Raw genomic sequence first — 12,864 nt, forward strand, 5'->3', positions numbered from 1 at the left:
AATGGCTACATTTACACAATATGTTGAAGCAAAAAACAAAAATCTTAAGGACCTTTCAAACGAAGAAATCTACTATCTTTTGTTGGAATTCGTAAAAGAAGCAGCTGCTCCAAAACCAAAAAACGATAGCAAACGTAAAGTTTACTACATCTCAGCTGAATTCTTGATCGGTAAACTTTTGTCTAACAACTTGATCAACTTGGGCATCTACAAGGATGTTAAAGCTGAATTGGATGCTGCTGGTAAATCAATCAGCGAAATTGAAGACGTTGAACCAGAACCATCTCTTGGTAACGGTGGTTTGGGTCGTTTGGCTTCATGTTTCATCGACTCTATGGCAACACTTGGCATCAACGGTGAAGGTGTTGGTCTTAACTACCACTGTGGTCTTTTCAAACAAGTCTTCAAAGACAACAAACAAGATGCAGAACCAAACTACTGGATTGAAGATCAATCATGGTTGGTACCAACTGATATCTCTTATGATGTTCCATTCAAAAACTTCACATTGAAATCACGTTTGGATCGTTTGGATATCTTGGGTTATAAGAAAGAAACTAAGAACTACCTTAACCTCTTTGACATCAATGGTGTGGACTACGATTTGATTGATAAAGGAATCACTTTTGATCAAGACGAAATCCAAAAGAACTTGACACTCTTCCTTTACCCAGATGACTCAACTCGTAAAGGTGAGCTCTTGCGTATCTACCAACAATACTTCATGGTATCAAATGCTGCTCAACTTTTGATTGACGAAGCTATCGAACGTGGATCTAACCTTCACGATCTTCCAGATTACGCTTACGTACAAATCAATGATACTCACCCATCAATGGTAATTCCAGAATTGATCCGTCTTTTGACAGAAAAACATGGATTTGAATTTGATGAAGCAGTAGCAATCGTAAGCAAAATGGTTGGTTACACAAACCACACTATCTTGGCTGAAGCCCTTGAAAAATGGCCTCTTGACTACCTTGAAGAAGTTGTTCCACACCTTGTTGTTATCATCAAGAAATTGGATGCTATCATTCGTGAAAAATTCGAAGATCCACGTGTTCAAATCATTGACAAAGACAACCGTGTTCACATGGCACACATGGATATCCACTTCTCTACAAGCGTTAACGGTGTAGCAGCACTTCACACAGAAATCCTTAAATCTTCTGAGTTGAAACCATTCTACGACCTTTACCCAGAACGCTTCAACAACAAAACAAACGGTATTACATTCCGTCGTTGGTTGGAATTCTCAAACCAAGAACTTGCTGATTACATCAAAGAATTGATTGGTGATGGTTACCTTACTGACGCAACTCAATTGGAAAAATTGGCTGCCTTTGCAGATGATCCAGCAGTTCACAAACGTTTGGCTGAAATCAAATATGATAACAAATTGTCTCTTAAACGTTATCTTAAAGCCAACAAAGGTATCGATCTTGATGAAAACTCAATTATTGATACTCAAATCAAACGTTTCCACGAATACAAACGTCAACAAATGAACGCTTTGTATGTCATCCACAAATACTTGGAAATCAAAAAAGGAAACCTTCCAAAACGTAAAATCACTATCATCTTTGGTGGTAAAGCAGCTCCTGCCTACGTTATTGCTCAAGACATCATCCACTTGATCTTGTCACTTTCTGAACTCATCAACAATGATCCAGAAGTAAGCAAATACCTCAACGTTCACTTGGTTGAAAACTACAACGTAACAGTTGCTGAACACCTCATCCCAGCAACAGATATCTCAGAACAAATCTCATTGGCTTCTAAAGAAGCTTCAGGTACAGGTAACATGAAATTCATGCTTAACGGTGCCCTTACACTTGGTACAATGGACGGTGCCAACGTTGAGATTGCTGAATTGGTAGGACCAGAAAACATCTTCACATTTGGTAAAGATTCTGATACAATCATCGACCTTTATGAAAAAGAAGGTTATGTACCACGTGATTACTACGAAAAAGATGCTAACATCAAAGCAGCTGTTGACTTTATCGTAAGCGAAGACCTCGTTAAAGTTGGAGATAAAGAACGCTTGGAACGTCTCCACAAAGAACTTATCTCTAAAGACTGGTTCATGACGTTGATTGACTTGGCTGAATACATCGACAAGAAAGAAGAAGTATACGCAGCTTACGAAGATCAAGATGCATGGAACAAAAAAGTTGTTTACAACATTGCTGAAGCAGGATTCTTCTCATCTGACCGTACAATCGAACAGTATGACAAAGACATCTGGCACACAAAATAATATTCTAGTTGCATAGAAGGAAAACAAGATCAGAAATGGTCTTGTTTTTTTGTATGAAAAAAACAGCCAATAGATAAATTAGCTGTATTTACATAAATAATGTTATGTTACCTATGAGTGATAATTCAGTATATCATTCATATAGGCTTTTTTATTTGATGAATCATAAGTTTTAGATGTTGAGTATTTTAGATAATGGATTTCATTTTTTGCATTTCTGGATTCTTCTTGTAAGTAAGAATCTGTAATGGTAATCTTAAAATCCTCGCTCTTACCTGTTAGATCAAGGCTTAGCGGGAAATTTGTAAATTCATCTGAGTAAAAGGCCATTTTATAAAAGTTGTACCTGTCACCTCTAAATGAATTTAAGTGAGGGAATTGTATATGGTAGATGCCATTCCAATAATTTCCATACTCTCTAATTTCGTAGTCATCGAAGAATTCCTGAATTCTTTCTTTGTTAGCAAAATCCTTATCAAAGGTAACAAAGGGAGCCTGCCAATCCCAGAGTGGGATGTCTCCTTCATTTCCGTAGATAATATAGCTTTGCATTTTTCCTGTTTTAGGATTTTTCAACTGAAAGTGGTATTCACTGACACCATCTTTCACAGCCCCAGTTTGATAAAGGGTATCGCCAGGAACTATCATAAACAGGAAGTCCCTTAGATATAACTCGAAGTCGGCATCCATTGTTTTATCATGTAATCCAGGGAAACGTCGAATCATTTGTCTGTAATTCTCTGCATTCGAAAACCATTCTTCATCAAAACCCGGACCAACCTCAAAAACTTTACGGTCAAAATAGCGTTCATAACGGTCGAAAAAGTTTTCAGTAGAAGTCACCTGTCCAAATGGAAAAATGATTTTGGTCTTATCAGTAAAAGTGATATGCAATAAAAGTCTGCGGGGATCAATTCCTTTATCAATATAATGGCCGACCTTATATGTAGACAGATTATCAGGGAAATCGTCTTTTCCGAAGTGTAGGACCTCAATCTCAATATCTTTGACAACTTTTCTTTGAGGTATTATCTTCTTGACGCTGTAATTATAGGCTTTGTAATAGTAATTGTTTTTATCGTAGAGATAAGGCTTATAAGCTCGTTGGTAGGCATTATAGAGAAACATTCCAAAGACTACAAAAAGAAGCAGAGCAAATGCTATTTTGACCTTTTTATTTATTTTACTGGTTAGCCTCGAGAAAAAGAGACTTAATTTACTAGGATTTTGTATCATTCCAAAACTCCCCATATATTTTTTACTATTATATCATGAAAATCCTTATACCTAAGGCGTCTTCGTGTACTTTGTCACCGTTTTCCTTTATAATATAAGTATCACATTACAAGAGGAGACCTCATGAAATATATTGTAAACACATCAAATGATCCTGCCTATAATATTGCTTTGGAAGCCTATGCCTTTCGTGAATTGGTGAATGAAGATGAACTGTTCATTCTTTGGATTAACCGTCCAGCTATCATTGTCGGTAAGCACCAAAATACCATTCAAGAGATTAACAAAGAATATACAGATGCTCATGGTATTAAGGTCGTTCGTCGTTTGTCTGGTGGTGGCGCTGTTTATCACGATTTGAATAACCTCAACTATACTATTATTTCAAATAAGGCAGATGAAGGTGCTTTTGACTTTAAGACTTTCTCTCAACCTGTAATCGCAACACTTGCTGATTTGGGAGTTAAAGCTGAATTTACTGGCCGAAATGACCTTGAAATCGACGGTAAAAAGTTCTGTGGAAATGCTCAAGCTTACTATAAAGGGCGTATGATGCACCATGGTTGCTTGCTCTTTGACGTTGATATGTCCGTTCTTGGCCAAGCCCTCAAAGTCAGCAAAGACAAAATTGAATCAAAAGGTGTTAAATCTGTACGAGCTCGTGTAACAAACATCGTAGATGAATTACCAGAAAAAATCACAGTAAATGAATTCTCAGATAAAATCTTGGAAAAAATGAAGGAATTTTACCCTGACATGACTGAATACGTCCTTTCTGAGGATGAATTAGCTAAAATCCAAGAGTCTTATGAGAAGCAATTCAATACTTGGGACTGGACATACGGTCAATCACCAGAATACACAGTAGAGCGTAACGTTCGTTACCCAGCTGGTAAGATCTCAACTTACGCCAATGTTGAGAATTCAATTATTAAATCTGTTAAGATTTACGGAGATTTCTTTGGTATCGGGGATGTATCTGATATTGAAGACTTGCTGGTCGGTGTACCTTACGAGTACGAAGATGTCTTGGCTAAACTTAAAACCATTGACACAGCACATTATTTCTCACGTATGACAACTGAGGAGGTTGCAAAAGCTATCGTAGCTTAATCATTGTTTGAACAATCTGGAAAACTCCAGGTTGTTTTTTCTTGGGAAAAATTCTATAAGTAAATAATACGTTATAAAGATTTTTAAAAATCAAAGAACGATAAAGATATTATCAAAAGTTGGTTTATGATTGATTTAGTGTGGTATTTTGTATATCAGGATTGTAAATCTATAAAGCCGCTAAGTGAAAAACATCTTATAATATCTTTCCGAAAAACTGTAATTTTCTTGAAAGAAAGATAAGGGTGTGATATACTTCTATTAAGTAACTTTGGAGAGAAAAATCAAATGAAACGTGAACTCTTGCTTGAAAAAATTGAAGAATACAAATCTCTAATGCCTTGGTTTGTTCTGGAGTATTATCAATCTAAACTATCGGTACCGTATTCTTTTACAACCTTATACGAATACCTTAAGGAATATAAACGCTTTTTTGACTGGTTGATTGACTCAGGTATTTCAGATGCTGATGATATTTCCTCAATTGACATCAAAACCTTGGAAAATCTAACTAAAAAAGATATGGAGTCATTTGTCCTTTATCTACGAGAACGTCCATCTTTGAATACCTATTCCAAGAAACAGGGTGTTTCTCAAACGACCATTAATCGTACACTTTCAGCTCTATCTAGTCTCTATAAGTATTTAACCGAGGAGGTCGAGGGTCCTGACGGTGAGCCGTATTTCTATCGTAACGTTATGAAAAAAGTTTCTACTAAGAAAAAAAAAGAAACTCTAGCTGCACGTGCTGAGAATATCAAACAGAAACTCTTTCTAGGCGATGAGACCATGGAATTCCTTGATTATGTAGAAAATGAATACGAAGTCAAGCTCTCAAATCGCGCTAAATCATCGTTTTATAAGAATAAAGAACGTGATTTGGCTATCATTGCCTTGCTACTGGCTTCAGGTGTTCGACTCTCTGAAGCAGTTAATCTGGACCTTAAAGATATCAATCTTAAAATGATGGTCATTGACGTTACTCGAAAAGGTGGCAAACGGGACTCAGTTAATGTAGCAAGTTTCGCGAAACCTTATCTTGCAAATTATCTTAGTATCCGTGATAAACGCTATAAGGCTGAAAAGCAAGATGTTGCCCTATTTTTAACAGAATATCGAGGGGTTCCCAACCGCATTGATGCTTCAAGTATCGAAAAAATGGTTGCTAAGTATTCTCAGGATTTCAAGATACGTGTAACTCCCCATAAACTACGACATACTCTAGCGACGCGTCTTTATGATGCTACCAAGTCTCAAGTTTTAGTTAGTCACCAACTTGGCCATGCTTCTACTCAGGTTACCGATCTATATACGCATATTGTTAATGATGAGCAAAAAAATGCTCTAGACAATTTATAATTAGCTATCCCAACCATTCCTATTTGGAGTGGTTGTTTTTAGTTTACATAAATTTAATTATGCTAAAGTTGTTTTGTTATCCCTTTAAATACATAACTATATTTATGTAAACTATCATACACAAAAAACAAACTCTCCTTGACGGAAAGCTTGTTTTTCTTATTAATAATCTTTAAGAGCAGATTCAACGGCTGCTTTTTCTTTTTCAATCAAGTTTACTCGTGCAGCAATTGTCTTAATTCCCATTAAGATATTACGTTCCAAGGCTTTATCACTTGTTTGTGGCTCGAAGAAAGCAATATATTGATCAAGACGCTCTTGCGTTTTAAAGATTGATGCTGGGATATTAACAAAGCTATCAAAGCTCATATCACCACCAAGGGCTGCCTTAATCCAATCCCAGTTATCTTTCGCCCAGTTCCAAACGGTTTCTTGAGCAAATGATTTGCTGAGGAAATTCATATACCAGAGGTATAAGTCTTGAGGTTTAACGACATGTTTGTCTTTAAGCTGACCTAGTACGTAGTCGATGCCTTCTTGATTTTTAAGGTATGAAACTGCTTGAGTTAATTGACGACGGAAGTTACTATCATTTGTTGTGACGTATGCGTTGACATAGTCCTCAACAAGGGTAAGACTGTCTTCTTGTTTCATTTGGTTAATGAGGACAAGACCACGGACACTTGCGGGGATGATTTCAATGTTTTCTTTATGAGCTTGGAAAACACTTGCAGCTGCAAGGACTGCTGGTTGATAGTCTGCTTGAATCAAGTAGCTAAGTGCCGTTTGACGAACCATTTCATCTTCATCTGACTCTCCATCTTTGGCATCGAAACCAAGACGTTCAAAGTCGTTTTGGAATTGACGACGTACCAAAGCTTTGTAGTGCACTTCTGCTTCTGTATCCTCATCGATAAAGCGTTTCAAACCAGCGAGGATTTGAGACTTAGCTTGCGCAATCAAGAAGCTTTCTTCTTTTTCGACAAGATCAAGAAGAGCCACTAGGCTTGCATAGGAGATACGGCCACTTTCAGCAAGAAGACGACGTTCTTGCAAAATTTGAAGTTTACTTACAGTATCAAGGCTAGCAAATTCCTCTAAGAGTTGGTCCAAGAGTTGTCCTTGGTAGTCTGTGATGTAATGTGCCGTATTTGCTGTATTAAGGCGAAGAGCTCCATTATTTTCAGCAGCAAGCTGGCTATAATTTGGAATCTCAATACGCTCTTCTGAAAGTGTGTCTGGAAGTCCGTTCCAATTTGTGTTCAATGGAATTTCCCAAAGACGCCCTTTATCTTCATGTTCACCAATGAAGAATTGTTTTTGACTAAGAATAAGAGTGTCATCAACAACTTCTGCAGTAACAACAGGGTAACCTGGTTGCTCCAACCAAGTATCCATGAAACTAGAGACATCTTTTCCAGAAGCATCAGAGAGTGCATTCCAAAGGTCACGTCCAATAGTGTTGTTGTACTGGTGTTTCTCGAAGTAAGCTTTAAGTCCTTTAGCAAAGGCTTCATCACCTAACCAACGGCGAAGCATATGCATGAGACGGCTACCTTTGGCATAAACGATAGCACTATCAAAGAGGGTGTTAATCTCATCTGGGTGATTAACTTCCATGTGGACTGACTGAACACCATCTGTAGCATCACGCTGGAGGGCATGAGGCACACCAGTTGTTTGGAAGTCTTCAAAGATGTTCCAGCTAGGTTCAATGGCATCTACTGAAACATACTCCATCATATTGGCAAAGCTTTCGTTAAGCCAGAGATCATCCCACCATTTCATCGTTACAAGGTTACCGAACCATTGGTGAGCCAATTCGTGGGCAACCACAAGAGCTACTTGTTGACGACTTGCAGCTGAGCTATTTTCGTCTACTAGTAGGTAAACTTCACGATAGGTAACAAGTCCCCAGTTTTCCATGGCACCTGCTGAGAAGTCAGGAAGAGCCAGATGGTATGACAATGGGATAGGATATTTGACTTGGAAGTAGTCTTCGTAGAAATCAATGACACGAACGGCAATATCAAGGGCAAAGTCAACGCTGTTTTCAGCTTGTGCAACTGTAGCGAAGACACCAACTTCAGTTCCGTTATGTGTTTTCGCAGTCTTACCTTGAAGAGCACCAAAACCAAAGGCAAGGAGGTATGTAGACATACGAGGGGTTGTCTCAAAAGTCCAAACCCCAGTTTCTTTACGTAGATGGCTATTGATTTCAGGCATATTTGACAAAGCGATATCGCCTTCTTCAGCATCAAATTTCAATGAGAAATCAAAAGTAGCTTTGGCTTCTGGTTCATCAACAGATGGGAAGGCTTCGCGCGCAAAATGAGATTCAAACTGCGTTGAAATAATTTCTTTCTTCTCACCATTGTAGGTGTAATATGATGGGTAAATCCCTGTCATATTATCTGTAATACGACCAGAGAATTCAATGACAAGCGTCAAAACACCGGTCTCTGGAAGTTCAATATGGAAGGCTTCGTTAGCATCATCCATTTGGAAGTTTAATGATTCATTATCCAAGAGAACGGAACTAATGGTAAGGTCTTTTTGGTGAAGGGAGATATGGTTATCAAGGGCTTCACCTGTGATGGCAACATTCCCTGTAAAGGTCTTTTCAGAACGATTAATGTCCAAGAAAAGATTGTAGTTTTCAGGGATGAAACTTTCGATAAAACGAGCAACAGATGCTGTCATACGTATATACTCCTAATCTAACTTTTCGTATCGAAACAGACTGACAAATGTTTCGATATCAGACCCTTTTGCAAAAGAAAAGGGTCTGAATTATTCAATACAGACCCATTATAACATAGATTGGAAGCTTTGCCTACAGTTCAATGATTTTACCAGACTTGAGGTAGACAACCCACTCGCAGAGATTGCGGGCATAGTCACCAATACGTTCCAAATACATAAGTACTTGGAAATATTCTTTGGCAGCGAAGGCAGCATCAGGATTCTTGCGAACACCTTCTACTGTCATGGCTTGAATATCACGGAAATAGTTATCAATGATTTCATCTGAAGCTGCGATTTCATAAGCGCGTTGTTCGTCACTGTTCAAGTAAACATCTAGAGCATCTTCGACCATGTGGCGAACTGCCTTCCCCATTTTCTTGATTTCAGCTTCAATTTCAGTTAGGCGTTCCTCACCTTTAATGCGGATAGTTGCTTGAGCAATAGCAACGGCATGGTCACCCATGCGTTCAACGTCACTAGATGCTTTGAGCGCTGTGATAACTGTTCGCAAATCACTTGATACAGGTTGCTGAAGAGCGATAATTTCAAGCGATTTTTTCTCAAGTTTGGTTTCGTAGTTATTGACGATTTCGTCATTTTCAATGACTTCCTTAGCCAAATCACGATCATGGCTGATAAAGGCACGTACAGCTTTCTTAAGCTGAGCTGCAACCTCTGTACCCATAGCGTAAAATTGGTTGTGGAGTTTTTCTAATTCTTCTTCGAAGGGTGTTCGTAACATCATAATTTTTTTAGTAATCTGTCCTTTCTTAACCGAATTTACCGGTAATATAATCTTCTGTTTCTTTATGTTGTGGATTTAGGAACATGTCTTTCGTTGATGAATACTCAATGAGTTCTCCATCGAGGAAAAAGGCTGTTCGTTGTGAGATACGACTTGCCTGTTGCATAGAACGTGTGACTAATAGCAAGGTATATTGGTCTTTAAGGTTATATAGGGTTTCCTCAATCTTACCAGCGGAGATAGGGTCGAGGGCAGACGTTGGTTCGTCAAGAAGGATAACCTTTGGAGACGTGGCAAGGACCCGTGCAATACAGACACGTTGTTGTTGCCCTCCTGAAAGTCCAAGTGCTGAGTCATGGAGACGGTCTTTAACCTCTTCCCAGATTGAAGCTCCTTTTAGTGACTCTTCTACTGCTTTATCAAGGACAGCCTTATCTTTGATACCATTGATACGGAGGCCATAAACCACGTTTTCATAGATAGACATTGGAAAAGGATTGGGTTGTTGGAAGACCATTCCGATTTCTTTACGGAGCTCAACGGTGTCTGTTCGAGGACTGTAGACGTTGTGACCGTTGTAAGAAACAGCACCAGTAAGTGTCCACTCGGGGTTTAAATCTCCCATTCGGTTGATAGAACGAAGCAAAGTTGATTTTCCCGATCCTGAAGGACCGATAAGAGCTGTGATTTCATTTGGATAGAAATCCATTGTCACGTTATTGAGGGCTTTTTTCTTATCGAAATACACCGATAAATCATTGATTGAAATGATAGGTTCAGTCATAAGTGCTCCTTTCTATCCAAAGCGTCCTGATACATAGTCATTAGTTGACTGTAGGGCAGCATCTTGGAAGATTTTCTTGGTCTCATCATATTCGATAAGATCACCAAGGTAGAAGAATGCTGTATAATCACTGGCACGCGCTGCCTGCTGCATATTGTGCGTCACGATGATAATAGAGTAATCCTCCTTAAGTTTGAACATGGTCTCTTCTAGTTGCATAGTAGCTACAGGATCCAAAGAAGCTGCAGGTTCATCCATGAGAAGAATCTGCGGTTTCACGGCAATAGCTCTAGCAATACAAAGACGTTGCTGCTGACCACCTGATAGCGTAAAGGCAGATTTATGAAGATCATCTTTAACCTGATCCCAAAGACCTGCTTGCTTAAGTGATGTCTCAACAATCTCGTCCAACGTTTGCTTATCTCTCACACCCTTACGTTCGTGAGCAAAGGTAATGTTTCTGTAGATAGACTTGGCAAACGGATTTGGACGTTGGAAAACCATTCCAATATGTTTACGCATTTCATAAACATTGATATTACTTGCATTGACATCGACGCCTTGATAAAGGATTTGTCCAGTAACCTTAGCAATATCAATCGTATCATTCATACGGTTTAGGCTACGAAGAAAGGTTGACTTCCCGCATCCTGAAGGCCCAATAAGAGCCGTAATTTTATTTTTCTCGAATTGCATGTCGATGCCTTTGATGGCTTCTTTTTGACCATAATAGACATGCAAGTCCTTTGTTTCAAGAGCGAGCTCCTTCTCTGGGAAGGTGATAATATGACGCTCGTCCCAATTGTATTTTGTCATGATAACTCCTTTAAGCGGATGTTAATTTCTTATGGAGGTAAGCTCCCAAACGACGTGCACCAAAGTTGAAAATCAAAATGAAAATCAAGAGTACTGCTGCTGAACCAGCTGATACTGCAGTGGCGTCAGGTGTCGTACCTTCTGAGTTGACCTTCCAGATGTGAACAGCAAGTGTTTCTGCTTGGCGGAAAATCGAGATTGGACTAGAGATACTAAGCGGATTCCAGTCGCTCCAGTTAAGTGCTGGTGCCGATTGACCTGCTGTATAGATAAGCGCTGCTGCTTCCCCGAAAATACGACCAGAAGCAAGAACGATACCAGTAACAATACCAGGTAAGGCCTCTGGAACAACAACGTGTAAGATTGTTTCCCATCGAGACAAGCCTAGAGCTAGCCCAGCTTCACGTTGGGTATGATGGACTGTTCGCAAACTATCTTCAACCGTACGAGTCATTTGTGGTAGGTTAAAGACCGTTAAAGCCAAGGCACCTGATAGGATTGAAAATCCATACTGGAATTGGACAACGAAAATCAAGTAACCAAAGAGTCCGACCACCACTGAAGGTAGTGAAGAAAGGATTTCAATACAGGTACGAACAAAGTTGGTAAGTCGTCCTTTTTTAGCATATTCTGATAAGAAGATTCCAGCTCCCATGGAAAGAGGCACAGAAATAATCAGGGTAATAACCAAAAGGAAGAATGAATTGTAGAGTTGAACCCCAATTCCTCCACCAGCTTTGTAAGATGATGATCGACTAGTCAAGAATGACCAGCTGATATGTGGTATCCCGCGAACCAAGATATAGAGAATCAAGGCTGCCAGGATTGTTACAATAATGCCAGCAATCACATAGAGTGTGCCGATGGCAATTTTATCAATTTTTTTAGCGTTCATAATTTCTCTTTCTCTCACGGGTAATGAATTTCACCAACATATTGAAACCAAGACTCATCAATAAGAGCACCAAGGCGAGAGACCAAAGGACATTGTTTGAAACAGTACCCATGACTGTATTCCCGATTCCCATAGTCAAGACAGATGTCAATGTTGCTGCTGGTGTCGTTAAAGAAGTTGGAATCACTGCGGAATTTCCGACAACCATTTGGATGGCGAGAGCCTCACCAAAGGCACGGGCCATACCAAAGATAACGGCCGTGAAAATACCTGGTTTAGCCGCATTAAGTGTCACACGCCAAATCGTTTGCCAGCGTGTAGCTCCCATGGCCAGACTGGCTTCACGATAGTGACGAGGCACTGCACGAAGCGTATCTGTTGTCATAAAGGTTACGGTTGGTAGAATCATGACGAACAAGACAAAGGTACCTGAAAGAATACCAAAACCTGTTCCACCAAAAATTAAGCGAACAAATGGAACCACGACTTGGAGACCAATAAATCCATAAACAACAGATGGAATCCCCACCAAAAGTTCAATAGCTGGTTGTAGGAATTTAGCCCCTTTCGGAGAAATTTCAGTCATAAAGATGGCTGCTCCAATGGCAAATGGCGTTGCTACCAAGGCTGAGAGCAAGGTAACTACGAATGATCCCAAAATCATTGGAAGAGCTCCGAACTTGCCTTCAGATGGCGACCAATCGCCACTAAAGAGAAACTCGATCAAGCTAACTTTATTAACAAAGAAAGTCGCCAGCCCTTTTTGAGCAACGAAAAGTAAAATCATGGCTACGATAAAAACAATCAAAGCTAGGCAAAGGAAAGTGATTGTTTTACCAAACTTCTCGAGGCGTGAATTTTTAGAGGGTGATGTTAATTGCTTCACCAATTCTTCATTTTTCATG

The 12,864-nt window shown here is 39.3% G+C and carries 10 protein-coding genes; 3 read left to right on the forward strand and 7 right to left on the reverse strand.

All coding sequences use genetic code 11. The annotated features are described in order from the left end of the window. The first annotated feature begins 1 nt into the window (after nt 1). Nucleotides 2–2,263 carry a glycogen/starch/alpha-glucan family phosphorylase gene (gene glgP / locus HMPREF1519_RS06515; protein WP_037611558.1) on the forward strand — a complete coding sequence of 754 codons (2,262 nt, stop codon included), beginning with the start codon at nt 2–4 and terminating at the stop codon, nt 2,261–2,263. Nucleotides 2,264–2,374: 111 nt separating this feature from the next. On the opposite strand, the gene HMPREF1519_RS10375 is transcribed toward glgP, so the two are convergent. Then, nucleotides 2,375–3,499, reverse strand: coding sequence for a hypothetical protein (locus HMPREF1519_RS10375; protein ID WP_081721225.1), 1,125 nt, complete (start codon nt 3,497–3,499; stop codon nt 2,375–2,377). Between the two features lie 123 nt (nt 3,500–3,622). Here HMPREF1519_RS10375 and HMPREF1519_RS06530 point away from each other — a divergent pair, with 123 nt between their 5' ends. Then, a complete protein-coding gene (locus HMPREF1519_RS06530) occupies nt 3,623–4,612 on the forward strand; it encodes a lipoate--protein ligase (RefSeq protein ID WP_037611560.1) in 990 nt (329 codons plus the stop codon). Between the two features lie 288 nt (nt 4,613–4,900). Continuing rightward, nucleotides 4,901–5,971 carry a tyrosine recombinase XerS gene (gene xerS, locus HMPREF1519_RS06535; protein WP_037611562.1) on the forward strand — a complete coding sequence of 357 codons (1,071 nt, stop codon included), beginning with the start codon at nt 4,901–4,903 and terminating at the stop codon, nt 5,969–5,971. A gap of 162 nt (nt 5,972–6,133) precedes the next feature. On the opposite strand, the gene HMPREF1519_RS06540 is transcribed toward xerS, so the two are convergent. From HMPREF1519_RS06540 to pstC, 6 genes are all read right to left on the reverse strand, one after another. After that, entirely contained in the window at nt 6,134–8,674 is a 2,541-nt protein-coding gene (locus tag HMPREF1519_RS06540; protein WP_037611564.1) for a M1 family metallopeptidase, read from the reverse strand. A gap of 133 nt (nt 8,675–8,807) precedes the next feature. Then, the gene (phoU, locus tag HMPREF1519_RS06545) at nt 8,808–9,461 is read right to left on the reverse strand and encodes a phosphate signaling complex protein PhoU (RefSeq protein ID WP_037611566.1); all 654 of its coding nucleotides are present in this window, start codon (nt 9,459–9,461) and stop codon (nt 8,808–8,810) included. 28 nt (nt 9,462–9,489) lie between these two features. Continuing rightward, nucleotides 9,490–10,248: a phosphate ABC transporter ATP-binding protein PstB gene (gene pstB, locus HMPREF1519_RS06550; RefSeq protein ID WP_037611568.1), complete on the reverse strand. Its 759-nt coding sequence runs from the start codon at nt 10,246–10,248 to the stop codon at nt 9,490–9,492. A 12-nt stretch (nt 10,249–10,260) separates the two neighbouring features. Continuing rightward, nucleotides 10,261–11,064, reverse strand: coding sequence for a phosphate ABC transporter ATP-binding protein PstB (gene pstB, locus HMPREF1519_RS06555; RefSeq protein ID WP_037611570.1), 804 nt, complete (start codon nt 11,062–11,064; stop codon nt 10,261–10,263). A 10-nt stretch (nt 11,065–11,074) separates the two neighbouring features. Continuing rightward, nucleotides 11,075–11,959, reverse strand: a complete 885-nt coding sequence (pstA, locus tag HMPREF1519_RS06560; RefSeq protein ID WP_022495957.1) for a phosphate ABC transporter permease PstA — start codon at nt 11,957–11,959, stop codon at nt 11,075–11,077. Then, on the reverse strand, nt 11,949–12,863 hold the full coding sequence (gene pstC, locus HMPREF1519_RS06565) for a phosphate ABC transporter permease subunit PstC (protein ID WP_002885101.1): 915 nt from the start codon (nt 12,861–12,863) through the stop codon (nt 11,949–11,951). The genes pstA and pstC overlap by 11 nt, the downstream gene beginning before the upstream one ends. Nucleotide 12,864 lies beyond the last annotated feature (1 nt).

Source organism: Streptococcus sp. SR4 (assembly GCF_000517725.1).
In the GTDB taxonomy this organism is placed as follows: domain Bacteria; phylum Bacillota; class Bacilli; order Lactobacillales; family Streptococcaceae; genus Streptococcus; species Streptococcus salivarius_F.

Coding starts and splice junctions, on each gene's coding strand:
- pstB (WP_037611570.1), bottom strand. CDS start 11,064: ATGACAAAATACAATTGGGACGAGCGTCATATTATCACCTTCCCAGAG.
- HMPREF1519_RS06540 (WP_037611564.1), bottom strand. CDS start 8,674: ATGACAGCATCTGTTGCTCGTTTTATCGAAAGTTTCATCCCTGAAAAC.
- HMPREF1519_RS10375 (WP_081721225.1), bottom strand. CDS start 3,499: ATGATACAAAATCCTAGTAAATTAAGTCTCTTTTTCTCGAGGCTAACC.
- pstA (WP_022495957.1), bottom strand. CDS start 11,959: ATGAACGCTAAAAAAATTGATAAAATTGCCATCGGCACACTCTATGTG.
- xerS (WP_037611562.1), top strand. CDS start 4,901: ATGAAACGTGAACTCTTGCTTGAAAAAATTGAAGAATACAAATCTCTA.
- pstC (WP_002885101.1), bottom strand. CDS start 12,863: ATGAAAAATGAAGAATTGGTGAAGCAATTAACATCACCCTCTAAAAAT.
- glgP (WP_037611558.1), top strand. CDS start 2: ATGGCTACATTTACACAATATGTTGAAGCAAAAAACAAAAATCTTAAG.
- phoU (WP_037611566.1), bottom strand. CDS start 9,461: ATGTTACGAACACCCTTCGAAGAAGAATTAGAAAAACTCCACAACCAA.
- pstB (WP_037611568.1), bottom strand. CDS start 10,248: ATGACTGAACCTATCATTTCAATCAATGATTTATCGGTGTATTTCGAT.
- HMPREF1519_RS06530 (WP_037611560.1), top strand. CDS start 3,623: ATGAAATATATTGTAAACACATCAAATGATCCTGCCTATAATATTGCT.